General features: G+C 45.1%; 25 protein-coding genes, 3 tRNA genes and 1 rRNA gene. 26 read left to right on the top strand and 3 right to left on the bottom strand.

What is annotated here, in order from left to right; translation table 11 throughout:
• From G588_RS0114365 to G588_RS0114340, 6 genes are all read left to right on the top strand, one after another.
• A 23S ribosomal RNA gene (locus G588_RS0114365) occupies nt 1-272 on the top strand; the annotation flags it as partial.
• Between the two features lie 74 nt (nt 273-346).
• Nucleotides 347-419, top strand: a tRNA-Asn gene (locus tag G588_RS0114360).
• Nucleotides 420-484: 65 nt separating this feature from the next.
• Nucleotides 485-556: transfer RNA gene (locus G588_RS0114355), tRNA-Glu, on the top strand.
• A gap of 14 nt (nt 557-570) precedes the next feature.
• Nucleotides 571-641 (top strand) — tRNA-Cys (locus G588_RS0114350).
• 53 nt (nt 642-694) lie between these two features.
• Nucleotides 695-1,681, top strand: a complete 987-nt coding sequence (locus G588_RS0114345) for a hypothetical protein (RefSeq protein WP_022779427.1) — start codon at nt 695-697, stop codon at nt 1,679-1,681.
• A 51-nt stretch (nt 1,682-1,732) separates the two neighbouring features.
• Complete coding sequence (locus tag G588_RS0114340; RefSeq protein WP_022779426.1) at nt 1,733-2,641, top strand: S1 RNA-binding domain-containing protein; 909 nt, start codon at nt 1,733-1,735, stop codon at nt 2,639-2,641.
• 115 nt (nt 2,642-2,756) lie between these two features.
• Here the strand turns inward: G588_RS0114340 and gnpA are convergent, their stop codons facing one another.
• Entirely contained in the window at nt 2,757-4,919 is a 2,163-nt protein-coding gene (gnpA, locus tag G588_RS0114335) for a 1,3-beta-galactosyl-N-acetylhexosamine phosphorylase (RefSeq protein ID WP_022779425.1), read from the bottom strand.
• Nucleotides 4,920-4,947: 28 nt separating this feature from the next.
• Entirely contained in the window at nt 4,948-5,997 is a 1,050-nt protein-coding gene (locus tag G588_RS0114330) for a glycoside hydrolase family 88/105 protein (protein WP_022779424.1), read from the bottom strand.
• Between the two features lie 287 nt (nt 5,998-6,284).
• Between G588_RS0114330 and G588_RS0114325 the strand changes: the two genes are divergently transcribed.
• The 10 genes from G588_RS0114325 to G588_RS21730 all read left to right on the top strand — a co-directional run bounded on the left by G588_RS0114325 (nt 6,285) and on the right by G588_RS21730 (nt 14,746).
• Nucleotides 6,285-7,232, top strand: coding sequence for an AraC family transcriptional regulator (locus G588_RS0114325; protein ID WP_022779423.1), 948 nt, complete (start codon nt 6,285-6,287; stop codon nt 7,230-7,232).
• A 287-nt stretch (nt 7,233-7,519) separates the two neighbouring features.
• Complete coding sequence (locus G588_RS0114320) at nt 7,520-8,470, top strand: ABC transporter permease (protein ID WP_022779422.1); 951 nt, start codon at nt 7,520-7,522, stop codon at nt 8,468-8,470.
• Between the two features lie 17 nt (nt 8,471-8,487).
• On the top strand, nt 8,488-9,414 hold the full coding sequence (locus G588_RS0114315; protein WP_022779421.1) for a carbohydrate ABC transporter permease: 927 nt from the start codon (nt 8,488-8,490) through the stop codon (nt 9,412-9,414).
• A 72-nt stretch (nt 9,415-9,486) separates the two neighbouring features.
• Complete coding sequence (locus tag G588_RS20405; RefSeq protein WP_022779420.1) at nt 9,487-11,238, top strand: extracellular solute-binding protein; 1,752 nt, start codon at nt 9,487-9,489, stop codon at nt 11,236-11,238.
• Between the two features lie 98 nt (nt 11,239-11,336).
• Nucleotides 11,337-12,095, top strand: a complete 759-nt coding sequence (locus tag G588_RS0114305; RefSeq protein ID WP_022779419.1) for an NAD-dependent protein deacylase — start codon at nt 11,337-11,339, stop codon at nt 12,093-12,095.
• 6 nt (nt 12,096-12,101) lie between these two features.
• Complete coding sequence (locus G588_RS22140; RefSeq protein ID WP_081644362.1) at nt 12,102-12,275, top strand: DUF951 domain-containing protein; 174 nt, start codon at nt 12,102-12,104, stop codon at nt 12,273-12,275.
• Nucleotides 12,276-12,381: 106 nt separating this feature from the next.
• Nucleotides 12,382-12,669 (top strand): 30S ribosomal protein S6, encoded by a 288-nt coding sequence (gene rpsF / locus G588_RS0114300; RefSeq protein WP_022779418.1) that lies wholly within the window; start codon nt 12,382-12,384, stop codon nt 12,667-12,669.
• 18 nt (nt 12,670-12,687) lie between these two features.
• Nucleotides 12,688-13,143: a single-stranded DNA-binding protein gene (locus G588_RS0114295; RefSeq protein ID WP_022779417.1), complete on the top strand. Its 456-nt coding sequence runs from the start codon at nt 12,688-12,690 to the stop codon at nt 13,141-13,143.
• Nucleotides 13,144-13,161: 18 nt separating this feature from the next.
• Nucleotides 13,162-13,425 (top strand): 30S ribosomal protein S18, encoded by a 264-nt coding sequence (rpsR, locus tag G588_RS0114290; protein WP_022766233.1) that lies wholly within the window; start codon nt 13,162-13,164, stop codon nt 13,423-13,425.
• A gap of 175 nt (nt 13,426-13,600) precedes the next feature.
• On the top strand, nt 13,601-14,746 hold the full coding sequence (locus G588_RS21730; protein WP_022779416.1) for a GGDEF domain-containing protein: 1,146 nt from the start codon (nt 13,601-13,603) through the stop codon (nt 14,744-14,746).
• Between the two features lie 157 nt (nt 14,747-14,903).
• Here G588_RS21730 and G588_RS0114280 read toward each other — a convergent pair whose 3' ends face one another.
• A complete protein-coding gene (locus tag G588_RS0114280; RefSeq protein WP_022779415.1) occupies nt 14,904-15,335 on the bottom strand; it encodes a flavodoxin in 432 nt (143 codons plus the stop codon).
• Nucleotides 15,336-15,558: 223 nt separating this feature from the next.
• On the opposite strand from G588_RS0114280, the gene G588_RS0114275 reads away from it, so the two are divergent.
• The 10 genes from G588_RS0114275 to G588_RS0114225 all read left to right on the top strand — a co-directional run bounded on the left by G588_RS0114275 (nt 15,559) and on the right by G588_RS0114225 (nt 25,421).
• Nucleotides 15,559-16,110: a DUF3793 family protein gene (locus G588_RS0114275; protein ID WP_022779414.1), complete on the top strand. Its 552-nt coding sequence runs from the start codon at nt 15,559-15,561 to the stop codon at nt 16,108-16,110.
• A 247-nt stretch (nt 16,111-16,357) separates the two neighbouring features.
• The gene (locus tag G588_RS0114270; RefSeq protein ID WP_022779413.1) at nt 16,358-16,585 is read left to right on the top strand and encodes a FeoA family protein; all 228 of its coding nucleotides are present in this window, start codon (nt 16,358-16,360) and stop codon (nt 16,583-16,585) included.
• Entirely contained in the window at nt 16,582-18,597 is a 2,016-nt protein-coding gene (feoB, locus tag G588_RS0114265; protein WP_022779412.1) for a ferrous iron transport protein B, read from the top strand. Before G588_RS0114270 ends, feoB (G588_RS0114265) begins: the two co-directional genes overlap by 4 nt.
• Before the next feature lie 25 nt (nt 18,598-18,622).
• The gene (locus tag G588_RS20400) at nt 18,623-18,874 is read left to right on the top strand and encodes a hypothetical protein (RefSeq protein WP_022779411.1); all 252 of its coding nucleotides are present in this window, start codon (nt 18,623-18,625) and stop codon (nt 18,872-18,874) included.
• A 489-nt stretch (nt 18,875-19,363) separates the two neighbouring features.
• The gene (locus tag G588_RS0114250; RefSeq protein WP_022779409.1) at nt 19,364-19,576 is read left to right on the top strand and encodes a FeoA family protein; all 213 of its coding nucleotides are present in this window, start codon (nt 19,364-19,366) and stop codon (nt 19,574-19,576) included.
• Between the two features lie 250 nt (nt 19,577-19,826).
• Nucleotides 19,827-21,818 carry a ferrous iron transporter B gene (gene feoB / locus G588_RS0114245; protein ID WP_022779408.1) on the top strand — a complete coding sequence of 664 codons (1,992 nt, stop codon included), beginning with the start codon at nt 19,827-19,829 and terminating at the stop codon, nt 21,816-21,818.
• Nucleotides 21,819-21,863: 45 nt separating this feature from the next.
• Complete coding sequence (locus tag G588_RS22535) at nt 21,864-22,010, top strand: FeoB-associated Cys-rich membrane protein (protein WP_022779407.1); 147 nt, start codon at nt 21,864-21,866, stop codon at nt 22,008-22,010.
• A 112-nt stretch (nt 22,011-22,122) separates the two neighbouring features.
• Nucleotides 22,123-22,356, top strand: a complete 234-nt coding sequence (locus G588_RS0114235) for a Fur family transcriptional regulator (RefSeq protein ID WP_022779406.1) — start codon at nt 22,123-22,125, stop codon at nt 22,354-22,356.
• 32 nt (nt 22,357-22,388) lie between these two features.
• Nucleotides 22,389-23,087 (top strand): ABC transporter ATP-binding protein, encoded by a 699-nt coding sequence (locus G588_RS0114230; protein ID WP_022779405.1) that lies wholly within the window; start codon nt 22,389-22,391, stop codon nt 23,085-23,087.
• Nucleotides 23,088-23,099: 12 nt separating this feature from the next.
• On the top strand, nt 23,100-25,421 hold the full coding sequence (locus tag G588_RS0114225; RefSeq protein ID WP_022779404.1) for an ABC transporter permease: 2,322 nt from the start codon (nt 23,100-23,102) through the stop codon (nt 25,419-25,421).
• Nucleotides 25,422-25,567 lie beyond the last annotated feature (146 nt).

The raw sequence follows: 25,567 nt of genomic DNA, 5'->3' as shown, positions 1-25,567 counted from the left end.
AGGATATCTGAGAGGAGCTGTCCTTAGTACGAGAGGACCGGGATGGACGGACCGCTGGTGTATCAGCTGCATCGCCAGATGCATAAGGCTGGGTAGCCACGTCCGGAAGGGATAAACGCTGAAGGCATCTAAGCGTGAAGCCCCCCTCAAGATGAGATATCCCATGCGCAAGCAGTAAGACCCCTTAGAGAGTATGAGGTTAGATAGGCACAAGGTGTAAGCACGGTAACGTGTTCAGCTGATGTGTACTAATAGGTCGAGGGCTTATCCAACGAATAGTTGGTATAGGAACAAAGGGAAAATGGATTTAAGATAGTTCAGTGTTCGGTTTTGAAGGTACAAACATTCCTCCTTAGCTCAGTCGGTAGAGCATTCGGCTGTTAACCGAAGTGTCGTTGGTTCGAGTCCGACAGGGGGAGCTACAAGTGGTCGTCTTAAAGAAGGGTAGACAGTTAAGCGGTCATAGACGTCCGCTAAGCAACTTGGCTCCGTGGTCAAGCGGTCAAGACATCGCCCTTTCACGGCGGTAACACGAGTTCGATTCTCGTCGGAGTCATTATTATATTGTATGGTGACATAGCCAAGCGGTAAGGCATAGGTCTGCAACACCTTGAGCGGCGGTTCAAATCCGCCTGTCACCTCTTTAAAATCTGTAAGCAGTTAGCTTACAGATTTTTTTTATAGGAGGAAATGCATGAAAGAAAGAATAGTTATTTGTTTGATGGCTTGCATGATGCTTGCCGGATGTGGGAAGGCTACGGGACAGTTCATAGAACCATCAATCCTGAACCCGGCCGTTACAGAAGAATCAACAGTTCTTACCCCGGCTGTTACAGAAGAAACAACAGTAAATGAAAACAGTGACGCATCAGCCATGGAGCTGTTTAAGGGCTTCCTGGGGATCGAAGGCGAAGCTGTCAGTGCTGTAAGCGATGTGGAGATTTCTGTTGATGACTACGATGGTGCGCACATTTTTGATTTTAAGCAGGGCGATAAGGTTTACATCGAAGATTTAAAACGTGGTATTTTAAATGGTGAATGGGCAGATGAAAACAAGATTTTATACACCTTCTTTTATGAAAACACAGAAAGCCCTGTCCTTGCGGTTTTGATTCCTTATAATCCAAATTATCCGGATGAGAATAATTGTACTTTCTTCTTTAATGTAGTTGATGGAGAGGTTCATCTTGCATCATACAAAGATGTAATGGCAGATGGGGCAACATACAGCTATGTTGGCAAGGATGGATTGATTTCTTATAATGCACTGCCTCTTGGAAGAAGCAGTTCGGGTCTCATTTTCAGCGAAACATATATTGTGGACGAGGATGGACAATTAGTTAAGATCCTGAAAGAGCTTATGATTGCACATAACGAAGCGGAATATCATGTTGACGATGAGAGAGCATTTGCACTGTTCTATGAAATGTACAGTGATGATAATCACTCATATATTTCCAAGGCAGAGTGCGGCTCTGAGACATATTTTGTTCTGTATTCGGATGAAACCGATACTGCTTTGGATGAGAGCTATATTGAGGCCTGTGATAAAGAGGGCATCAAGATCTGCACAAGAGATGAGCTGATTCCTGTAGTAAATGAGTATATAAAGAAGCAGGGCTTTGATGCGGATATAGCAGATCTTGATAATAACAAGGCAGAATGGGGAGAACTTCAGTAAAGACGTGTTATAATAATATGTAAATAAACTAATACATTAGGGGAGGTTACTATGCCAGAGGAAACAATGAATGATTTTAAGGATGAGATTGACAGATCTTTTCGTAAGATCAAGGAAGGGGACATCCTTGAGGGAACAGTAATAGACGTTAAGGATACCGAGGTAGTGCTTGATCTTAAGTATTACACTCAGGGAATAATCAAGGCTGAAGATCTCAGCGACGATCCCAAGTTTTCGATTCACAGAGATATTGCGGTTGGCGACGAGATATCCGCAACTGTTGTCAGCACTGATGACGGTAAGGGCAATATCCTTCTTTCCAAGAAGGAAGCCAATCAGGTTCTTGCCTGGGACAAATTAAAAGAGCTCATGGATAATGAGACCTATGTTGATGTTAAGGTGTCAGAGGCTGTTAAGGCCGGCTGCGTAGCATTCCTTGAGGGAATAAGGGGCTTCATTCCTGCTTCCAAGCTTGACCTTAATTATGTGGAAGAGGCTGATATCCCGAATTTTGTAGGTAAGACACTTAAGGTTAAGGTTATTAATGTAGACCGTGACAACAACAAGCTGGTTTTATCAGCAAGAGAGTTCCTTCGCGAAGAGGCTGACAAGAAGAGAGCTGAGATGATCTCCAATGTTCAGGTTGGTCTTGTTACGGAAGGCGTTGTTGAGAGTATTCAGAACTATGGCGTCTTTGTTAACCTCGGTAACGGTATGACAGGACTTGTTCATATCTCACAGATCTGCAATCAGAGGATTGCTCATCCTTCTGCAGTGCTCAAGGTTGGTCAGAAGGTCAAGGTTAAGGTTACACAGATCAAGGATGGCAAGCTTAGTCTTAGCATGAAGGCCCTTGAGGAGATCGCAGCAACAGAGATCACAGAAGAGAAGATCGAGTTTGAGAGCGACGGAGAAGCTACAACTTCTCTTGCAGATATTCTTAAGAAGGCAGGATTCTGATAGGATCCGGATAAAATAACGGAATACAAAAGCGTGATAATTCGGGGAATGAATTATCACGCTTTCGTTTTGGAATTTGAATTGTAAAGAAGAAAAAAGTATTAATTGGGTGTCATTATAATTCTCTGATCACGGTGTCATAAGAGGGTATCTCATTAAATGAGATCACGCCGGAATCAGTAATGACTGAGGTACTCTGCGCCTTGTCGGAGTTGTTGATGACAATAAGCTTCTTGTCACTAGGGAAGAAGGCGCATTCTGTGCTTGCATTATCTGTAATGTAGCTCTGGTCTTGGGGGAGACCTGCTCCATAGATAATTGTGTTAAGAAGTAACCTGTTGTTTACAGGTGTGGTCTCAAAGGTGGATAAGTAGATACCCTTACCTTTGCCAAAATTATTAACGGTAAATACAGGCTCGCCATCAACGTCAGCAAGAACCTGCGCTTTGCCATTTGTAAGTCTTACGCTGCATCTTTTGGGAACATAGGAGCCTTCCGGGATAAGTCCCTTAATCTCGGTAATGTCATAGCTCCATTTGCCGTGGCAGACTTTGGCGGGGATATTCTTATCAACGCCAAGTATATGAGCCATTCTGAAGGTGGTATCGAAGCCTTCGGTAGCAGAGGGCTCGTTGACACCAATGAAGGCACCGCCGTCATATACCCATTTGGACAGGATCTCTTCGATGGCGGGATCCTTCCAGCTGTCTCCGCCGCTCCAGGCTGTGCCTGCAGCTCCGGCATTTATTATCACCTGATATTTGGATATGTTGTTATTTTTAACATCTTCGAAGCTTATGAAGTCTACGTTTACGGGAAGACCTGACAGAGCTTCGTTGATATGTATTAGATCATTCATGTAGGTCTCATGGAAATGACCGCTAAGGCTCCAGCTGCGCAAACTTCCCCAGCTGTGAAGAACTGCCACATTTATTGGAAGGACAGCGGGGCCTCCGTTTGTATGAAGGTCTCTGATCGTACGGAATTCATCGGAGATTTTCTCTATATATTCCACAAAGTCAGGATACTTCTCAACTAGATGAAGATATCCGCCAAGGCCGATCCTGTCTATTTTGGCTCGTAGAAGAGCTCTTCTTGTGTGGTTCCAGTATTCCTTGGCATCTCTTGTGGGATTGCCGCCTGCCGCGAAGGTAGGAAGACCGCCAAGGCCCACAGGGAATAAATACGGATGGAGTCTCAGCTCGTGGGTCTGTACATCCGCCCCTGCACAGAGGCGTACCTCATAACCTGAGAATACACACTTAATCAGTCCGTCAAAATCAAAGTCTTTGAAACGTCTGCTGTAGGGTTCAACGCCAACCCAGCTGTCATCATAGAAGACATAAGCTTTTTTGCCGTAGCTGTGAACAAGATCAACGAGCTGTCTTCCGTAGGAGACAACAAAGGAGTTGACGAAGTCCATATAATCACGCTGAGTCTTAACGGGAGGCATGTGTGTTACATGAAGGTTGCCCTTGTTGATGAAGTCCTCAGCGGTGAGTTTGTAGCCGTATTTATCGGCGAAAATATCCAGCATTCTGGGGCTTACAGTGAAGTCGTAGGAAGCCCAGTCTGTGAATAGATTGCGATTTCTCTTGCTGCTGCCCCAGATCCATACGAAGTTGTAGAACATGGAGGTGAAGCGAACAACTGTGGTTGCGGGATGAGTCTCGCACCAGCTGCGAAGCCAGGAAAGAAGATATTCCTGAGTCTCGGGATAAATGGGATCCACGGGCATAAGATGCTCTTTGTCCCAGTTGTTGGTGATGTGATTGTACATGGAGATCTCTTCCCAGACTCTGTAAGCCAGGAAGCTTACGGTATAGTGATGCCAGGGAATTACGTTGTTGACTGTGACATTGCCGGCTTCCTTCTCATAGGTCCAGAAGTTGGAGCTGACCTCTTTTCCCGTGGTACGGTCGAAGACCTGCCAGTACTTCATGGAAGCAGGTGAGTCGTTGATGGCAAATTGTTCCTCAAAGAAATCATCCATGAGATGAAAGGTAAGGTAGCCATCGTCGGCAATTTTGGGCTGGGTCATAAGAAAGGTCTGCTGAAGCTTGTCCGGATTCTTCCTGGCCCATTCGTTGTGATCTCGGATTATGCATATGGTTGAATATATGCCATAACCCGAGTTTAAGATTTGGTCGGACAGGACGGTGCCGTCACTGTCCCTTATAACATCTGCCCCCCATCTTTTCGCAAGTTCAAGCGTTAAGTTTTCATATCCTGCTTCGCCGGGAAGAGTAAAACCATCCCTTTTCTCATTTGAACTCATACAAGATCCCCCAATAGTATATTTTGTATCAAAGAGCGCCGTCGCTCCTTACTTTGTCATATTCAAGAACCCCTGCCAGATATGCAAGAGCAAGACCCTGGCCCCAACCCTGGATCCAATCTCTTGAAATATTGCGATAACCCTCGCGGTCTTTCATTACGGCTGTGCCGCCGGAGACATTGAGAACTCTGCCGTCGGGAGAGATGTTCTCAAGAATGCCTTTGGTTGCCTTGTTGATGTATTTGATGTGTAAAGGATTGCCTTTGTTGATCATGGCTGCTGCAATACCGCAGGAAGCGGAGATCTCTTCATAGGATTCCGGGTCATCAAGGATGGTTCTGAACAGGCCGTTGTCAGTCTGAAGAAGCTTGATGGAAGCCAGCTGTTCATTAAGAGCCCCTGCCACATCCATAAATTTAGGATAGAGATAGCACTCCGGAAGGACTCTGCCCACCATAGACATGGTGTAGGCTGCCCAGGCATTGGCTCTTCCCCAGAAGAAGCCAGACATATGGTCCTTGGAGATATTGTTGTAACCATGGTAAAAAAGTCCCGTTGCAGGATCCTGAAGATACTTGATGTGCCAGTAGTACTGATTAAGGGCATCATCCACCAGCTTCTCATCTTTCAGAAGAACGCCTGCTCTAAGCAGGAAAAAGGCTGCCATGAAAAGTGTGTCAGCCCAGCACTGCTCAGGGAAATCGTTGTTGACGGAAACGGTGTGCTGAAGTACGTTGTCGCCGAAACGAAGAGCTGTGTTCTCCAGGTAATCGATTTTGCTCTTGGCGATATCAAGATACTTCTCATCACCTGTATATTCATATAATGTAAGCATGGCGTGTCCCATGGCGCAGGTGTTGACTGTCCAGGAAGGAAGGCCAAGTTCGATGTATTCGTCGACTCTTTCCTTAAGGGCTTCGATATATTCTTTTTTGCCTGTGGCCAGGTAAGCTGTGCAGACGCCGTAGTAGGCTACGCCGCCGGGCCAGTCCCAGGTCAGGTCCATGCGCATTGTGCGCTGTACTATGGAATCTATTGCAGATTCGATCTCGGCTTTATCATAAATGAGATTTGCCATATCCTATACTCTCCCCAAATGCCTTATTAGTGTCATTTTGAGATAATTTTATTAGCGCATGGTCGAAATGTCTCTGCAAGTAGCAAAAAAAACTGTGCAATATCAACCATTTGACTTATCAAAAAGACTTAGGTAAAATTATCCTTGTTGAGGGGGATTGGATGTTCAATATTTCGAAATTTGGGAGCAATTAATGCTAATTTCCTATATGCTTTTCAGCAAAAGAAATCCACTTTTTCTTAATTAATACAAAATATTTTGAAAAAAACTAAAATGAGGTTCAGATTATGGCAAAACCCAAGAAAACCGTAATTGAATACAGGAATTACGAGCTTCCGCTGAATTTTCCCATACTTCTTCTTACCGGAGACAGGTGGCATATTTCTGATGTTAAGTCCGGCAAGCTCCATTTTCACAACTGTCTGGAGATAGGAATCTGCCATACGGACAGCGGTTTTATTGAGTTTGACAATGAGCCTTCGCCCTTCAGGGCAGGGGATGTCACCTTTATTTCAAGAAACGTTCCCCATACCACCTACAGCAGCAAAGGAGAGGCCAGTCTGTGGTCATATATATTCGTGCAGCCCGATGAGCTTCTTAAGGGATTGTACGATGATTCCTCGCCTCATGCGGATCTTTTTACCGATATGATGCAGAACTTCCAGCTGATCCTTAATAAGGATAAATATCCCGATGTCTACAATATTGTAATGACCATCAAGGAAGAGCTGGAGCACAAGAGCCTCAATTACCAGCTCTCTGTGAAGGGGCTTATGCTTTCTCTGTTTATGAAGGTTATGAGGATCTACACCGCGGAGAAAGGCAAACAGGTGGGAGAGAGGCAGACCCATGAGAATGCCATTGTTATCTCGCCTGCGCTGGATTATATCAAAGAGAACTATATGATGAACTTTCCTATGGAAAAGCTTGCGGATATGTGTCACCTCAGCCAGACCCACTTCAGGCGCGTCTTTGGCGAGATCATGAACACCAGCCCGCTTAATTACCTTAATACCACAAGGATACTGCAGTCCTGCATTCTGCTTAGGACCACGGAAGAATCTATTCTGTCGATTTCAGAGCAGGTGGGGTTTCGGTCGGTATCAAGCTACAACAGACATTTTTCCGAGATCATGGGCACTCAGCCCAGTGACTGGAGACATAAGATGGCCAGGGTCGATAAGGCTTCAATACTGGAATACACCGGGTGGACACAGGCTGACAATCTTAAATAAATCGCGTATTACAGCACGTTATGAAAAGGGAGCCGGTAAGGCTCCTTTTTCTTGTGAAAATAATTGGTAAAACTGTGTTGTTTATAAACATAATGTGCGATTTTACGAAAACGTTAACGTATACAATATGCACAAAAAACAATATGGGCTTTTGGGGATAAACGACACATCGCCCTAAAAAGTTCGAGATAAATGGTTGATTATGCAAAGTTTTTTTGACTAAGTGATTAGATATACAAACTAAATTACTTTAGGATTTATTTATACAAGGGGAGGAGCAAATAGGTATGAAAACAACTACAAAGAAAAAAGGGGGACCGGTCACGACCACGTCGTGGAAAAATGCTCTTAAACGTGACTGGCAGTTATATCTTCTTTTACTAATTCCACTTATTTTGGTAATAGTATTTAGCTACGGCGCTTATCCAGGACTGCGGATGGCTTTCATGGATTACAAACCTGCCAAGGGTTATGCGGGAAGTAAATGGGTCGGACTTCAGACCTTCCACAAGGTGTTCAAGGATGCGGACTTCACAAGAGCACTCAGGAATTCAATAGTATTTAACCTGCTGGATCTGCTTGTGGGATTCCCGATGCCGATCATTTTGGCACTGATCCTCAATGAGCTCAGATACAAGAGATTCAAAAAGGTGTCACAGACAATCCTGTATCTGCCGCATTTCCTTTCATGGGCTATCATCGGAAGCGTTGCTCTGACAATGTTCAAGCCAAGCAGCGGTCTGGTAAACGTAGCACTTGTTAATTCGGGGATCATCGAACAGGGTATTCCGTTCCTTAATGAGAAATGGCACTGGGCAGTAACTTATCTGTTGATCGGTGTATGGCAGGGAATGGGATGGGGCACGATCCTGTATCTTGCAGCTATCACAGGCATCAGCGGTGAGCAGTATGAGGCGGCCATGATCGACGGCGCCAACCGCTGGCAGAGAATGATCCACATCACTCTTCCGGGTATCAGAAGTACCATCGTAACACTTCTTATCATGAACCTCGGACGTGTTATGGGAAGTAACCTGGAGAGACTTACAGCCCTTGGCAACACTCAGGTCAAAGAGTTCCAGTATCAGCTTGCTGTCTACATCTTCAGTAAAGGTATCGGCAACAACAAGTTCAGTCAGGCTACGGCCGTTGGTCTGTTCCAGTCTGCTATCGGTGTTATGCTGGTTCTTTTATCAGACAGAATTGCTAAGAAACTCGGCGAAGACGGCTTGCTATAAGGGGGGAACTATAGAAAATGGCTAACACAAAACCACAGGGCGAGGAGAGCTTCTCAGCCGGAGGAGCCCACGCCGTTATAGGATTTAAGATAAGCGATGCGATAATGATGCTGGTCATCGTTTTACTTTGCGCAACCTGTGTGCTTCCGTTTGTGCATGTTGCAGCGAAGTCAATCTCCGGCAACACGGCAGTAATGTCTCAGTCAGTTTATTTCTGGCCCAAGGACATAACCTTTGATGCATTTACAAGAGTATTTGCGGATGAGTCCATGACTAAGTCGATGATCTTCTCAGTATGGGTGACTCTTCTCTTTACTCTTCTGGGAATGATTGTTTGTACCTGCGCAGCATACCCTCTTTCCAAAAAGAGACTTAAGGGCCGTCCGGTACTGACCTTCCTGCTGATGGTACCTATGTACTTCTCAGCCGGTATTATTCCTTCCTACATTTTGTATTATCAGCTGCATATCCTGGATACCTTCTGGGTACTGATTCTTCCACTGATCTATTCACCATACAACATGCTGATCATGAAGAACTACTTTATGAGTACTATCCCGGATAGCTTGGAGGAATCGGCATTCCTTGACGGAGCAAGTAATTTCCAGATCCTCTGGAGCATTGTACTTCCGCTGTCCAAGCCGATCCTTGCAACACTTTCACTTTTTTACGCAGTAGGTCGTTGGAACTCCTACGCTGATAACATGTACTTCACAAGATCAGCAGATCTTAAGATGATCCAGTACAAGCTCTATCAGCTGGTTGCTTCCGCAACTGAGGCGCAGAACGCATCACTGGCAGATACCGGCGGCGTTGCGCAGACAACACCTGAGGTTCTTCAGGCAGCCTGCATCATGTTTGTAACTATTCCGATCATTATCATCTACCCGTTCCTTCAGAAGTATTTCGTTCAGGGAACTATGGTAGGAGCAGTAAAAGGCTGATGCCTTGCAACCAATTGTATGCAACTCTTAACGAAAGAGTTCAGATTTTCTTATAATTAAGGAGGAAAAATTATGAAAGGGTTACAGAAAAAAACTTTTTCAATCGCACTTGCAGCTGCAATGGCAGCCGGTGCACTGGTAGGATGTGGAGATGACACAGCACAGCCTGCTACAACAGGGGACAACACACAGGCAGAGGCTCCTGCAGCTGAGACACCTGCAGCAGAAACACCTGCAGCCGAGACACCCGCTGCTGAGGCAGAAGCGGTTCCCGGAATCGACGGATGGACACCATTCGAGAATGAAGTAACACTTCGCGTAGCTGTTTACGACAGAGGTGATAACGGAAACGGATGCTCAGACGTTGAGAACAACTACTGGACCAACTGGGTACAGGAGAACTTCGGTAACAAGTACAATGTTAAGGTTGAGTACGTAGGCATCACACGTTCAGACGTTATGACTGATTATGCTATGCTTGCTTCAACAAATACACTTCCTACTCTTTGCATGGAGTACGACTATGACAAGCTTGCTACATGGGCAGCTGACGGATATCTTCAGCCCATCGACCTTGAGCAGTTCAAGACAGTAGCTCCTACATACTGGAAGAACATGGAAGACAACGGTCTTACAGGCTACACAAAGCTTGGCGACGAGGACTACATGGTTCTTGGTAAGAGACCTTATGGTAACACCAACTACACCTTCGTTACATGGTATCGTAAGGACTGGCTCAAGGAAGCAGGACTTCCTGAGACATATCCCGCATCAAGCACAGAGCTTCTTGAGGCTTATGCTAAATTCGTAGAGAACGGCCATACATATCCTCTTTCAGGATCAAAGGTAGCAGGCGCAGGCGCTGACCAGAACTATGGCTTCAGAGATTATCCACAGGATGAGACCACATGGGCAACAACAGGTGACTATCAGATTCCTGCTCTTTCAACAGAGGCTCAGAAGAGACTTCTTAAGTGGAACAACGAGCTCTTCAACAAGGGCTACATCAACCCTGAGTACTACCTCAGAAGCTCAGAGGATGTAAATGCTGACTTCATCAACGGTAAGGCATTCACATGGTCAGGATACGTTTCATCAACAATGGATGTTCTCAACTCTTTCTATGAGAACAACCCGGATGCAGAACTTGGCGTAGTAGTATGTGATGGCAAATTCTCTCAGGATCCTACATGGGGATCAAGCAACGCTTTCAGACCTAACAACATCTTCGGTGCAATGGTTGCATTCGCAAACAACGCAACTCCTGATGAGGTTAAGGCCGGTGAGATGTACCTTGAGTGGATGGCACAGGATGAGAACCTCTTCACAATGACATGGGGTCTCGAGGGTGTTAACTTCAACTATGATGAGAACGGCAACCCTGTAGCAGTTGGCGATCAGGCAGGTCTTCCTGAGCAGCAGGGCCACAACAACAACGTTGACTACTGGATGGTAGTTACAGCTTCCAAGTCATTTGGCGACATCGAGAAGGATATCGCAGCAATCAATCCTCAGGGACTTCCTCAGGACTTCTATGATGACCTTCTTGCTAACTACAAGGGACAGCTTGCACTCTATGAGAGCGGCTATGCTAACGTTGACTGCCTCTTCGGTGGAGCTCTTGAGTCTGTAACAGAGTACGGCACAGCACTTAAGGAAGAGATCTACCCTGAGTACAGAGATCAGCTTGTAATGTGCAAGCCTGAAGAGTTCGATGCTCTGTATGAGGAGCTTTCACAGAAGTATCTTGATGCAGGATATCAGGAAGTTATCGATGAGAGAGCTCAGATGCTTAACGATGGCAAGACAACAAGACTTCAGTAACACCATAAAAATATAGCTTATTTATTGGTCCCCCGGAGATTTCTCCGGGGGATTTTGTGTTAAAATGTTTAGGTAGGTATTTTGGAAAGGGGGTAAAAATGTCTGAACAGATAGAGAGATTAAAAGAGCTGATAGATGAAGCTTCCAATATAGTGTTCTTTGGCGGCGCCGGGGTTTCCACAGAGAGCGGAATTCCTGATTTCAGGAGTAAGGATGGCCTGTACAACCAGCACGATGTCAGGTTTGACAGATATCAGCCGGAGTATCTTCTAAGTCACAGTTGTCTTGTGTATGAGCCCAAGGTATATTATGAGTTCCACAGACAGAAGATGGATACCAGGAATATTGAGCCCAACAATGCTCACAAGTATCTGGCAAAGCTTGAGGAACTGGGGAAACTTAAGGCGATCGTCACTCAGAATATCGACGGTCTGCATCAGAAGGCCGGCAGCAGGCGCGTGTACGAGATCCACGGAAGTGCTCTCAGGAATTACTGCTCATCCTGTGGAAAAGAGTATCCTGCCGATTATATTTTTGAATCCGACGAGCCGATACCGAAGTGTTCCTGCGGAGGCAACATAAGACCTGATATTACTTTATATGAAGAGGGACTTCCCGAGGATCAGGTGCAGGGCGCAATTGAGTCACTGGCCAAGGCAGATATGCTGATAATCGGAGGCACATCACTGTCGGTTTATCCTGCAGCTTCTTTTATCAATTATTTCAGGGGAAAAACGCTGGTCGTAATAAACGAGAGCGACATTGATATAAGAGGAGCACAGAACACTCTCATTATTAAAGAAAAGATAGGAAAAGTATTTACTGAGCTTGCAAAGCTTCAGGGTATAGAATTATAAATAACAATGGATATAAGCGTAGGAAACATAGTTAAACTTAAGAAACAACATCCTTGCGGGAGCTATGAATGGGAAGTTTTGCGAGTGGGGGCGGATTTCAGGCTTAAATGCCTTGGCTGCGGTCATCAGATAATGGTGCCCAGAAAAAATGTTGAAAAAAACATAAAAGGAATTCGATAAAACGCTTGCATTATTGAACGGAATATGGTAATATACCATTCTGTGATAAATTCCTTGCAGCGCTACTGATAAGTGCTGCCAGAGACCAAAAGGAGGTAACTATAGCATGAACAAATACGAATTAGCCGTTGTTGTTAGTGCAAAGATCGAAGACGATGCCAGAACAGCAGTCATCGAGAAGGTTAAGAAGACTATCGAGAAGCATGGTGGTCAGATTACCAACATTGATGAGTGGGGTAAGAAGAAGCTCGCTTATGAGATTGAGAAAATGACAGAAGGCTTCTATTACTTCATCCAGTTCGACGCTGAGCCAACAACTCCAGCAGAGATCGAGAAGCGTATGCGTATTATGGATGGCGTCATCAGATATTTATGCGTTAAGAACGAGGCTTAAATAGAAGAGGACGAAAATATGAACAAAGTTATACTTATGGGACGTTTGACAAGAGACCCCGAGGTGAGATATTCACAGGGCGAGAACGCTATGGCAATTGCAAGATATTCACTTGCTGTTGACAGAAGAGGCAGAGGCAACTCACAGGACGGACAGACAGCTGATTTCATCAACATTGTTGCTTTCGGCAAGTCCGGAGAATTCGCAGAGAAATATCTCAGAAAAGGCACCAAGTTAGTCGTAACGGGACGCATCCAGACAGGTAGCTATACCAATAAGGACGGCGTAAAAGTATACACAACTGAAGTAGTTGCAGAGGATCAGGAGTTTGCAGAATCCAAGAATGCATCAGCTAATAACGGCGGTGCAAGCTTTGGCGGCAACAATTATTCTAACGAACCTGCTCCATCCGCAGCAGGGGATGGCTTCATGAACATTCCTGACGGAATCGACGAGGAGCTGCCCTTCAACTAATAATGGAGGTAAAATACTATGGCTTTCACAAAGTCTGATAGATCCGATTCTCCTGTAAGGAGAAAGGGCGGAATGCACAGAAGAAAGAAAGTTTGCGTTTTCTGTGGCAAGGATAATGTAATTGATTACAAGGACACAGCTAAGCTTAAGAAGTTCGTATCTGAGAGCGGCAAGATTCTTCCCAGAAGAATTACAGGTAACTGCGCTAAGCACCAGAGAGAGCTTACATCAGCTGTTAAGAGAGCAAGACATCTTGCACTTATGCCTTACGTAGCTGAGTAATCAAAGATTATAGCGAATTTTTAAGACACTTCTTAGAAGAGATTCTAAGAAGTGTCTTTTTTTCTTCATTCCTCAAGGGTGGAATACGTTTTGGAAAATTTCTTTTATAAAGCTTTTATTTGTTAACAGTATTACGTTTATATTAAAATATAATAGGGATAGAATGGAGGCGTCAGTGACAGATTGTCTTGGTTATGTGTTAGCCAATATAGCATGTATCGTCTTTTTGTGCATAGTTTTATTCACACTTGAAAAGGGCATTGATAAGCAGGTTTCAACTTTATTTCTTGCGCGGATAATGATGCTTCTTATAGGCTATTTTGCATCAGATTCAGTGTGGATTTTATTTGAATGCGGAGTTTTTCAGTGTGGCAAGACAGTAATGTATGTGCTCACGATAATTCCTTATGTGTGTCTGTTGACCACAGCATGGTTCTGGTATATCTACTGTGATATTGTTCAAGGAAACACAAAGATTCTTACCTGGCTGAACTTTTTTATACATGCATTACCATTTGGGGCTGCAATTATCATTCTTGTAATAGGCATGTTCACAGATTATCTCTTTATAATTGATGATAACGGATTTCTGGAGTATGGTTTTCTGTACGCTGTTTTATTGAGCATCCCGTTCGGATATCTGTTGTCTTGTTCCGTAAAATCTTTTTATAGAGCCTTTACCAGTAATAAGTACTATGACCACAGTCTTTACATAGCTATGGGAGTGTTCCCTATAACTCCTATGGTGTGTGGCGTGTTACAGGCTTTTTTCCTGACTGTTCCAATTATGTGTTATGGTGCGACGGCTGCTGTATTATTACTATATTTGACAGCTACAGAAAACAGGATTTCAAAAGACTCGCTGACCAATATCAATAACCGTCAGGAAATGAATAGATATCTTACGCAAAAGATGAAATCCCGGACACCAAAGCTGGATTTGTATCTGATGATATTGGATGTAGACCATTTTAAAGGCATTAACGACAGATATGGGCACGTAGAAGGCGACAGAGCATTAGTGACAGTTGCGAAGGCTTTAGAAATATCGTGCCAGGATGCTAAAAACAGAGCATTTTTATCAAGGTTTGGAGGGGATGAATTCATAGTCGTCCTTGAAGCCGAAAATGAGCAGCAGGTCAACGAAATTGCTGAATTGATCCGCGAAAACATTACAAAGTTAAATGAAGAATCCGGGGCAGCCTTTAAACTGGAGGCCTGCATAGGGTATGCCAGATATGACTTTGATAATCCGGTAACTATTCCGCAGCTGATAGCCCAAGCTGACGAAAAACTATATGAGATGAAGAAAAATCGATAAACGAAATTAACAAAGGATAGAAGAGATAGTAATGTCCATTCATTACAAAAATATGTCCATTTAAAACACTTCCGAGAAGTAATTCCCGGAAGTGTTTTTGTTGTGAGAAAATTTTAATTTGTGCGGTATTGATTTGTGACGATGCTATGCCGGTGTGTCAGGCCTGGGCAAGCATTCTGCCAAGGTCTTCGCATTGTGCGACTGCGTCGGCATCGGGAGCGCTGTTGGCGATAACGCCTTCACCGCCGAGAATGGTGGCACCTGCAGAGGTGAGTCTGTCCTGCCAGTCACGCATCCACTGGCCGTCGCCCCAGCCGTAGGATCCAAACAGGGCGATCTTTTTGCCGCTGCATCTGTTCTCGTATTCTGACATGAAGGGTTCAACGGTTCCTTCCTCGAGAACCTCTGCGCCCATGGCGGGACAGCCGAAGGCGATAACGGATTCATTTGCTGCATCTGAAGGACTGATGGAGTCGAAGGTAATAACCTCTGCTTCTCCGCCTGCACTTGTGATTCCGTTTGCTACAGCGTCTGCCATAGACTGTGTATTTCCACTTCCGCTCCAAAAAACAACTTTAACTTTACTCATACCTTTTTTCCTTTCCGGCATTTCTATTGATTGGATTAAAAATGCCCTTGCCAAATAAGTTAGCAAATGCTAACATAATAATCAATAAAAAGGATTGATAACTTTTATCATCGTATAACAAAAGCCTTGAAATGCCTGCATATATGCGGGCATTAAAATATGATAAAAGTTAGCGATAACTAACACACTCTAATATAATCATATAAAAGGGAGGATTAACTCTGTGGGCGACCAATTGCTGATACGATTATGTTCACCTACTCTGGCGGGGATTAAGACGGGGAATCTGTTCACTGTTGATGTTGATGACAGGGACATGTTTAATTGTGAGGTTAGGGAGTTTAATGCAAGACTGTCGGGCAAAGGAATCCGCATGATTCCGGTGAGGTACTGGAAGGGACATGTCCTTATCTACCTGTACAGACCTGCTTTTCTTAAAAGAGATTTTGCAAATGAAGAGGTAAGAAGGATCCTGAAGGAAAAGGGATATTCCTACAGCAATGCAGACAGGTGCGTGGCGGAGCTGGCAAGGCATCTGGCGATTGATCCGTCTTTTCCTCATGAGATAGGTCTTTTTCTGGGGTATCCTGTTGCGGATGTGATCGGGTTTATGAAGAGTCCGGAAGAGGGGGTTAAGTATACGGGATTCTGGAAGGTGTATGGGGATAAGGATGCTGCCCTTAAGATCTTTGACAGGTACAAAAAGTGTACCGAAATTTACAGCAGGGCTCACCGAGCCGGCAAGTCGCTGGAGCAGTTGACGGTGGCGGGGTGAGAAGGATGAGAATGGGATGAGATGACAAGGGGACGGGGGATGACAAGGGGACGGGTGAGTCAATGGGGACGGTTCTTGCTGACTCGCTTCGTGAGTCAGCAAGAACCGTCCCCATTGACTCACCCGTCCCCTTGTCATCCCCCGTCCCTTTCTTGATAAAAGTTATCATGAGCAAATCTTGATACTTTGGTTAGCCGAAACTAACATAATGTAATAGAGACTATTGCAATACATGAAGGAGGAGAATATGAGTTTGAGTGAATTGGAACGAAACAGACATGCTGTTGTGGAGAAACTGACCGGAGATGAGAGATTCATGAGCAGGATCACCTCCATAGGTCTGACACCGGGCTGCACGATCAAGGTCATCAGGAATGACAAGAACAGGCCAATGCTGATCTACACAAGGGATACCCTTATCGCACTTAACAGAAACGAGTGCAAGGGCATCGAGGTTACGGAGGTGGCAGTATGAACTCAGCTACCATAGCGCTGCTGGGGCAGCCTAACTCCGGCAAATCCACTCTTTTCAATGCTCTTACGGGTCTTCGCCAGCATGTGGGTAACTGGCCGGGCAAGACCGTTGAGAAAAAGGAGGGAAGCTTCACCTACAGGGGGATGGATTGTGCCATAGCTGATCTTCCGGGATCCTACAGCCTTACGGCCAATTCTGACGAGGAACTTATCACAAGAGACTATATCGCATCGGGAAAAGCTGATGTTGTCTGCATTCTGGCGGACAGCTCACAGCTGGAGAGAAGTCTTTTCATGACTGCGGACTACGCCGGCATCGACGTGCCCAGTTTTCTTGTACTGAACATGGCTGATGTGGCAGCAGATCAGGGCAAGACCATAGATGTTAAGGCTATTGAGAAAAAAATCGGTATTCCGGTGCTTCTTTTTTCTGCCACCGAAGGCAAGAAGTATGAGCCCTACTATGAGATCATGGAGAGGGCTGTCACTGAGAAATCCAAGATAAATGTAAAGGCTCTGGAAGCAGAGTATGAGAAAATTGAAGGCTATAGTGAGCTGAAGGCAATGATCCCTGAAGGGCTGGTCAAGGGCTTTACGCCTATGTGGCTGGCAATCAAGGCAATCGAGGGGGATAAGCAGGTTCATGCCATGCTAAAGAAGCAGCTTACCACAGAGAACTACAAGAAAGTGGCCGCTATCTGCAGTAACAGTCAGGGAGCCATTGCGACAGGCAGCAGCAAATTCAAATGGATAGATGAGATCCTGGAGGGCTGTGTTACTTCCCGCAAGAAAAATGTTGCTCTGGGTAAGCTTGATAAGATATTCCTCAGCAAGGTATGGGGTAAGCCGGCAGTTATCCTTACAGTTCTGCTGGGACTTATCGCATCCTTTATTCCGGCCCTGCCTTTTATGGCAATAGGATCCGGAATTGCGGCTCTGAAAACACCGGTGGCAGCGGCACTTAATGCTGTGGGAGCGCCGGAGGTTCTGATACAGATCGTGTGCACGGTTATCATTCAGTCTTTTAGCTATATTGTTAAGATGCTGGGCTTTGTGTTCGGTGTTACCCTTGTGTTCGGACTGTTGGAGGAAGTGGGTGTCATGGCCCGCATTTCCTACGTTTTTGATAATACAATGGGAAAACTTGGACTACAGGGAAAATCCGTGATGCCTTTCCTTGTAAGCTTTGGCTGTACCATGGGCGGTGCTGCCGGTGCCAGAGTTATTGATAACTGGGGACAGAAGGTTCTGACCATTGCGCTGGCGTGGGCAGTTCCCTGCGGCGCAGCATGGGCTGTAATACCGATGCTCTCTGCAATTTTCTTCGGCCCGGGAGCAGTGCTGGTTATCGTGGCGATTCTTTTTACAATGGTTCTTCATATGTGGGTTACTGCTAAGATATTCGGCAGGAAGCTGGTTCAGAAAAATGACAGATACGGAATGATCATGGAGCTTCCGCCTTATCATAAGCCCAAGATCGGCGCCCTTCTCCGTTATGTCCTTGGAAGGACCGGAGATACCTTCAAGAGAGTATCCAGCGTGGTTCTTCTGGTCTGCGGCCTCTTCTGGCTGCTTAGCTATACTTTTGTACCGGGTACGCAGCCTATTCTGTATCGCATAGGTACTGCCATTGAGCCTGTGACCAGAATCTTTGGCCTTGGCTGGCAGCTATTTATTGCATTTATTGCTTCCGCAGTGGGAAAAGAGGGTGCTATCGGAGTTATCAGTGCGCTTTACACCGGAGGAAATCTGTCCTCTGCCTTTAATGATGCTATGAACGGAGCGGGTGCTGCATCGAATCTCAATGAAGTACTTCTTTCAAATGTGTCAAAGGCTGAGGCACTGGCATTTATCTTTGCCATGACCTTCAATATGCCCTGTGTTGTTGCATTGGCTGCTACCTTCCAGGAGACCTACTCCGTTAAGTGGACTGCAAGGATTGCTCTGTACTACACGGCGACAGCACTGCTTCTATCGGCTGTGGCGTATCACATCGGTCTTCTGATTTTCTGACGATGAGTCTGCGAGGTTTATTTTTATGAGGGAATTAATAGATCTATTAAGTGACGGCCATGCCAGGACGGAGAAGCTCCTGGCAATAGAGCTGCACACAACAGAAGAAGACGTAAAGAGACAGATCGAATACCTGATGCATATCGGAATGATCCGCAAAGTTGACATGACCTGCTGCAGCGGGGGCTGCGGCGGGGACTGCGGCGGGGACTGCGGAAAGTGCGCGCCCAAAGAGGGATTCAAGAATATGGGGGCGATGTATGAGGTTGTTCTCTAAAGGTGTCGGGGCCGGTTGCGAGTCAATGGGGACGGTTCTTGCTGACTCACGAAGCGAGTCAGCGAGAACCGTCCCCATTGACTCGCACAAAAAGTTCTTGCAATCATGGTTAGCGTGTGCTAACATACAGTTACAAGAGAGTATTGATAAAGATTCTCAATGATGTTGGCGTCAAAGTAAGGACGCCAAAAATTATATTTATTTGTAAGCATATGCTAACCAGAATATGCGGCGTAAGTTATATGGAAATCTCAAAAGAACATTTTCGTGGCAGCGAAGGAGGGGCGAATATTTCTATGGACCTGCCACGGGAGAGCTTTCGGGGGCGGGAACGTTCGGAAAGCCAAATCCGAAAATGAAAATAGTTCATTTTCTTGTTGACAATTATTCTTAATAAGACTATTCTATCTAGTGGAGTTAGCATATGCAAACGGATATTAGCATAGGCAAACAATAGCTAGGATAGGCTAACATATACAGGAGGCTATTATGACACTTAACGAGGCACAGCTTGGACAGGAATATCTTATAGAATCCGTGGATACAGAAGGTGATGAGGATATGGAGAGCTTCCTTTTTTCCCTTGGATGTTACAGCGGTGAGAAGATAACTGTTGTGGATAAGAAGAGAAATCTGGTGGTTGCTATCAAGGATGCGAGATACAATATCGATCCGGAGCTGGCAGGCGCTATCAAGATCTGAGCATTATCAGAAATACATAATTCTAAAATACATACAAAAAATGCAATAATCAAAATATCCGGATCATGATTGGCAGATCAAAAAGTCATACAATCCGGATAAAAAATATTTATTGAGTTAGCAACCGCTATCAAAAGTAAGTTTGAGCTAACAAATAAGCCAATAAATAACGTTGATATTCCGAGCCGGGCTTAAAACCTAAGCCCAAAGCTCTGAAAATAAAATGAAAAATTATTGTAGGAGGATAGTTATGAGAATCGCGATGGCAGGTAACCCCAACAGTGGTAAAACCACCATGTACAACGCCCTCACCGGAAGAAGTGAGAAGATCGGTAACTGGGCGGGTGTAACTGTAGACAAGAAAGAGAGTGTTATCAAGAAGAAGTACTACGACGGTGACAAGGAACTGATCGCTGTGGATCTTCCCGGCGCATATTCAATGTCTCCTTTCACATCAGAGGAGAGCATCACCAGCGGATATGTTAAGAATGAGCATCCCGATGCCATCATCAACATTGTAGATGCTACGAACTTAAGCCGCAGCCTTTTCTTCACAACACAGCTTCTTGAACTGGGAGTTCCTGTGGTTGTTGCACTTAACAAGAACGATGCCAATGACAAAAAGGGGAATGCCATTGACGAGAAGCTCCTTTCAGAAAAGCTGGGCTGTCCTGTTATCAAGACAGTTGCCACCTCAGAAGTAGGTCTTAAAGAGGTTGTTAAGGCAGCAGCAGAGCTTGAGGGCAAGGGACAGAAGGAAGTATACGTTCAGGGTAACGTTGATCTTACCGACAAGGCAGCAGTTGAAGCCGCTGACAGAAAGCGTTTTGAATTCGTTAACAAGATCGTGAGCGAAGTTGAGAACCGTAAGGTCCTTACCAAGGATAAGAACGTAGGAGATGCTATCGATAACATCATAACTCATCCTGTTCTCGGAATTGTTATTTTTGCCGCTATCATGTGGCTTGTATTCTATATTTCACAGACAACTGTAGGAACCTGGCTGGCAGATATCCTTGCCGGATGGATCGATACCTTCAAGGAGTTTGTCGGAGAGAAGATGGCAGATGCCAATCCTCTTCTTTATGCACTTCTTGTTGACGGTATCATCGGTGGTGTTGGAGCCGTTGTTGGATTCCTTCCTCTTGTTATGGTTATGTACTTCCTCATTGCTCTTTTGGAGGACTGCGGATACATGTCCAGAGCAACCGTTGTACTTGATCCTATTTTCAAGAGAGTTGGTCTTTCCGGCAAATCCGTTATCCCCATGATCATCGGAACCGGCTGCGGAATCCCCGCTATCATGGCCTGCCGTACCATCAGAAATGAGAGAGAAAGACGCGCAACAGCAATGCTTGCAACTTTCATGCCCTGCGGCGCTAAGCTTCCTGTTATCGCTCTTTTTGCAGGAGCATTTTTCCCTGAGTCAAGATGGGTGAGCTTCATCTGCTACATGGGTGGTATCTTACTTATCCTTCTGGGAGCCCTTCTTATCAAGGCTATCACAGGTATGAAGTACAGAAAGAGCTTCTTTATCATAGAGCTTCCTGAGTACAAGGTTCCAAGCCTTATGTTTGCTGTTAAGTCAATGCTTGAAAGAGGTAAGGCATACATTATCAAGGCAGGAACAATAATCCTTGTATGTAACACAGTAGTTCAGATCATGCAGACCTTTGACTTTGGCTTCCATCCTGTAGAAGAGGGAATGGAGAGCACTTCAATCCTTGCAGGCGTTGCAGGACCTTTTGCTTACCTTCTTGTTCCTATCGTTGGTATTGTCAGCTGGCAGCTTGCTGCAGCAGCAATCACAGGTTTCATTGCAAAAGAGAACGTTGTCGGAACTATCGCAACTGTATTTGCAATCTCTAACCTCATTGATACAGAGGAGCTTGAGCTTATCGGCGAAGGTAACGCAGTTGCAGCCGTTATGGGTATCACCAAGGTTGCTGCTCTTGCATACCTTATGTTCAACCTGTACACACCTCCGTGCTTCGCAGCTCTTGGTGCTATGAACTCAGAGATGAAGTCAGCCAAGTGGCTCTGGGGCGCTATCGGACTTCAGCTTGCAACAGGCTTTACAGTAGGTTTCCTTGTATATCAGATCGGTACACTTATCACTGCAGGAACACTTGGAGCAGGATTTGTTCCCGGCCTTATTGCCATCGCAGTATTTGCATGTGTTATAGTATATCTGATAAAGAAAAATCAGAAGGCTATGGTTCTTGAGTACAAGCTTGACTAATGTACATGAGGCATCAGCCTGTAAGTAACAGAAAAGAGAGTAATTATGGTTAATTTTATTGCAGGGGCAGTTATCTGCCTGCTTCTTGGACTATCAATCGGATATATTGTCAAGGAAAAGAAAAAAGGCACCAAGTGCATAGGTTGCCCAATGGCGGGAAACTGTCACAAGGCAACGGCCTGCAAGAAGTAAATTGAACAAGTAAAAAACATATATGGCCCGCACCAAAAACGCGGGCCATGTTTAAAAGATGTGGTTAGCATTAGCTAACCCGAAACGGTAATCTCGAAATGGGGACGCAGTTATGAGCAATGAACAGATTATTACGGCACTAAGAGAGAGCGGATTAAGGATTACAAAACAGAGAGAACTGGTGGCAGGGGTTATTGCCGAGAATGATGGGGCAAGCTGCAAGGATATCTGCTGCATTGTCCATAACAGGGACAAGTCCATCGGCACAGCCACGGTATATCGCATGATAAAAGCATTGGAGGATATTGGAGTAGTTGAGCGCATAGATATGATCAAGCTCCAGTAAGTCAATAAAGTATTGTCATATGAGGGGAAAATATGCAACTGGAATTACAGAACATTAAGAAATCCTACGGCGAGGACGGGAACCGAATCGAAGTCCTTAAGGACATAAGTCTTCAGGTGGAAAAAGGGGAATTCGTGGTCCTTCTTGGGCCCTCAGGCTCCGGCAAATCCACACTTCTTAACATAATCGGGGGAATCGACAGCGCCGATTCCGGCAAGATCATAATCCGGGAAAAGAGTATGTCCGACATGGACGAAAAGGCCCTTACCACCTACAGAAGGGAGCACCTGGGATATATTTTCCAGATGTATAACCTTATCCCGAACCTTACCGTCAGGGAAAATATAGAGGTTGGGGCATATCTGTCAAAAAATCCCCTTGATATCGATGAACTCATAGAGGTTTTGGGCCTGAAAGAGCATCAGAACAAGATTCCCAGCCAGTTATCCGGCGGACAGCAGCAAAGATGCGCCATCGGAAGAGCAATAGTCAAAAATCCGGATATTCTACTGTGTGATGAGCCAACGGGAGCGTTGGACTACAACACATCCAAAGAAATCCTTTCATTAATAGAAGAAGTTAATCAAAAATACGGCAATACCGTCATAATGGTCACCCACAACGATGCCATCAAGAATATGGCTGATTTCGTGGTAAAGCTAAGAGACGGCGTTATCAGAAAGAGCTATCGTAACGAAACCAAACAAACTGCTGCAGAGCTTGACTGGTAAAGGGGAAGGAGTATGAAAAATCCGTTAAACAAAAGGCTCCTTCGTGAGCTTACCGGCGATATCGGGAAATACATTGTTATTTTTATCCTGATGGTATTTTCCATAGGATTTGTCTCCGGTTTTCTCGTTGCCGGGGAGAGCATGATAATTGCATATAACGAAAGTTTTGATAAATACAGCATTGAAGATGGGAACTTCAGAACGGAAGAGAGACTGACAGATACTCAGAAGGAATGGATTAAGAGCAAGGGTGTAACGGTCTATGAGAACTTCTATGTGGAGAAGGAGTTCGATAATGATACGAAGCTAAGGATCTTCGCAAACAGAGAAGAAGTTGACAAGGTATGCGTCATGAAAGGACGTCTCCCGGAGGGGCTGTCTGAAATTGCAGTAGACAGGATGTATGCGGACAACAACGGCCTGACTGTGGGAGATTCGCTTGTTTCCGGGGAAAAGAGCTATCTGATCGCAGGGCTGGTGGCACTTTCGGACTATAGTGCACTTTTTTACAATAATAACGACATGATGTTTGATGCATCAGCCTTCGGAGTGGCAATTGTTTCAAAAGAGGCTTTTGCACAGTTCGAGGATGGGGCGCTTCGCTACAACTATGCCTGGCTGTATGACGTTAAGCCGGGGACCGAAGAGGAGGAAAAAGAGGTCTCTGAGGACCTGATGGAGGCCATCTCCGGGAGGATCACGCTGGAGAATTTCATTCCGGGGTATCTCAATCAGTCCATTACCTTCACCGGCGAAGATATCGTGGGTGACAAGGCGATGGTGGAGGTACTTCTCTACATTATTATATTGATCATTGCCTTTGTATTCGGAATAACCATCAACAACACTATTCATAAGGAAGCCAACGTCATTGGAACGCTTCGTGCGTCCGGTTATACCATAAATGAGCTGATACGTCACTACATGGCCATGCCGCTGATCGTTACGGTAATTGCGGCTATCATCGGAAATATCCTGGGCTACACTGTATTCAAGGATCTCTGCGCAGATCTATACTACGGAAGCTATTCGCTGCCCACCTACGTAACCCTGTGGAACGCCGAGGCTTTCCTTAAGACTACGATAATACCGATGATCATCATGCTGGTGGTTACGTATTTTATCCTGAGAAAAAAGCTCTCACTGAGTCCTCTTAAATTAATAAGAAGAGACCTGTCGGGCAAAAATCAGAAGCACGCCGTTACATTAAATAAGAAGATAAGGTTTCTGAACCGATTCCGCATAAGGATACTGATCCAGAATAAGAGCAGCTACATCATACTTTTCGCGGGACTGCTGTTCGCAAATATGCTATTGTTCTTCGGAATGATGCTGCCGCCTATGCTGGTGCACTACCAGGGGCTGGTGACGGATATCATGCTGGCGAAACATACGTATCTGCTGCAGATCCCGGCAGGGGCAATCGATGGCGATAATGAGCTTGCTGCGGCTTTTTCCTATACTATTTTGCAGAGTAAGATAAACACCAACAATCCCGACGCTGAGAAGTTCTCCGCCTACGGCCTTAAGACCACGGGGGAGGACGGCACCAGGGTTGAGGAGGTCACACTGTACGGAATCGCTGATGACAGCAGGTATGTAGATACGAAGTTTAATGACAAGACAGTTCTTATTTCCTCGGCCTATGCGGACAAGTATGGGCTGGGGAAGGGCGATGTCATCACGCTGAAGGAACCCTATGAGGATAAATACTACGGTTTCAAGGTCACGGGAATCTACAAGTATGACGGAGGAATCGCCGTATTTATGAGCAAAAAGCATCTGAATACGGTTCTGGGGATGGATGAGGAGTTCTTCTCGGGGTATTTCTCTGACACAAAGATCACGGATATTGAGGAGAAATATATCGGAACTGTCATTGATGAGGAGTCCCTTACAAGGGTTACCAGGCAGCTCCTGATCTCCATGGGAAGCCTTATGTACATGGTTGACACATTCTCGGTGGTCATGTTCATTGTGCTCATATATCTGTTGTCCAAGCTTATCATCGAAAGGAATGTACAGTCCATATCTATGGCCAAGATCCTGGGATATTCAAGGAGTGAGATTGCTTCTTTATACATAGTGCCCACGGCAATGGTTGTCGTTATATCTCTTCTGTTATCCTACCCGATACTGTCCTATGTGATGGTGGGAATCTTCAGGGTAATGTTAAAAAAGATGATGAGCGGCTGGATGATAATCTGGCTGGATCCAACGGTTTACATAAAGATGTTTTTGCTTGGAATAATCACATATGCGATTGTTGCGGTTATGGAATATCGTAAAATCGGAGGAATTCCAATGAGTGAAGCGCTGAAAAACGTGGAGTGATTTGGGAGATTATGAATTGTTTATAAAATGAAAATAGCAGAAGCAGCGTGGATTTGCGTCGCACACGCTATTATATATCGGCTATTCGTGAGCGTTATTCAAGATAGAATTCTTGAAAACGCTCATTTTTTATACTTTTTTAAGTA

It is taken from the genome of Butyrivibrio sp. AE3009 (assembly GCF_000420845.1).
Lineage (GTDB): Bacteria > Bacillota > Clostridia > Lachnospirales > Lachnospiraceae > Butyrivibrio.
This window is presented reverse-complemented; position numbering and strand designations above follow the sequence as displayed.

Coding starts and splice junctions, on each gene's coding strand:
- G588_RS0114345 (WP_022779427.1), top strand. CDS start 695: ATGAAAGAAAGAATAGTTATTTGTTTGATGGCTTGCATGATGCTTGCC.
- G588_RS0114340 (WP_022779426.1), top strand. CDS start 1,733: ATGCCAGAGGAAACAATGAATGATTTTAAGGATGAGATTGACAGATCT.
- gnpA (WP_022779425.1), bottom strand. CDS start 4,919: ATGAGTTCAAATGAGAAAAGGGATGGTTTTACTCTTCCCGGCGAAGCA.
- G588_RS0114330 (WP_022779424.1), bottom strand. CDS start 5,997: ATGGCAAATCTCATTTATGATAAAGCCGAGATCGAATCTGCAATAGAT.
- G588_RS0114325 (WP_022779423.1), top strand. CDS start 6,285: ATGGCAAAACCCAAGAAAACCGTAATTGAATACAGGAATTACGAGCTT.
- G588_RS0114320 (WP_022779422.1), top strand. CDS start 7,520: ATGAAAACAACTACAAAGAAAAAAGGGGGACCGGTCACGACCACGTCG.
- G588_RS0114315 (WP_022779421.1), top strand. CDS start 8,488: ATGGCTAACACAAAACCACAGGGCGAGGAGAGCTTCTCAGCCGGAGGA.
- G588_RS20405 (WP_022779420.1), top strand. CDS start 9,487: ATGAAAGGGTTACAGAAAAAAACTTTTTCAATCGCACTTGCAGCTGCA.
- G588_RS0114305 (WP_022779419.1), top strand. CDS start 11,337: ATGTCTGAACAGATAGAGAGATTAAAAGAGCTGATAGATGAAGCTTCC.
- G588_RS22140 (WP_081644362.1), top strand. CDS start 12,102: ATGGATATAAGCGTAGGAAACATAGTTAAACTTAAGAAACAACATCCT.
- rpsF (WP_022779418.1), top strand. CDS start 12,382: ATGAACAAATACGAATTAGCCGTTGTTGTTAGTGCAAAGATCGAAGAC.
- G588_RS0114295 (WP_022779417.1), top strand. CDS start 12,688: ATGAACAAAGTTATACTTATGGGACGTTTGACAAGAGACCCCGAGGTG.
- rpsR (WP_022766233.1), top strand. CDS start 13,162: ATGGCTTTCACAAAGTCTGATAGATCCGATTCTCCTGTAAGGAGAAAG.
- G588_RS0114280 (WP_022779415.1), bottom strand. CDS start 15,335: ATGAGTAAAGTTAAAGTTGTTTTTTGGAGCGGAAGTGGAAATACACAG.
- G588_RS0114270 (WP_022779413.1), top strand. CDS start 16,358: ATGAGTTTGAGTGAATTGGAACGAAACAGACATGCTGTTGTGGAGAAA.
- feoB (WP_022779412.1), top strand. CDS start 16,582: ATGAACTCAGCTACCATAGCGCTGCTGGGGCAGCCTAACTCCGGCAAA.
- G588_RS20400 (WP_022779411.1), top strand. CDS start 18,623: ATGAGGGAATTAATAGATCTATTAAGTGACGGCCATGCCAGGACGGAG.
- G588_RS0114250 (WP_022779409.1), top strand. CDS start 19,364: ATGACACTTAACGAGGCACAGCTTGGACAGGAATATCTTATAGAATCC.
- feoB (WP_022779408.1), top strand. CDS start 19,827: ATGAGAATCGCGATGGCAGGTAACCCCAACAGTGGTAAAACCACCATG.
- G588_RS22535 (WP_022779407.1), top strand. CDS start 21,864: ATGGTTAATTTTATTGCAGGGGCAGTTATCTGCCTGCTTCTTGGACTA.
- G588_RS0114235 (WP_022779406.1), top strand. CDS start 22,123: ATGAGCAATGAACAGATTATTACGGCACTAAGAGAGAGCGGATTAAGG.
- G588_RS0114230 (WP_022779405.1), top strand. CDS start 22,389: ATGCAACTGGAATTACAGAACATTAAGAAATCCTACGGCGAGGACGGG.
- G588_RS0114225 (WP_022779404.1), top strand. CDS start 23,100: ATGAAAAATCCGTTAAACAAAAGGCTCCTTCGTGAGCTTACCGGCGAT.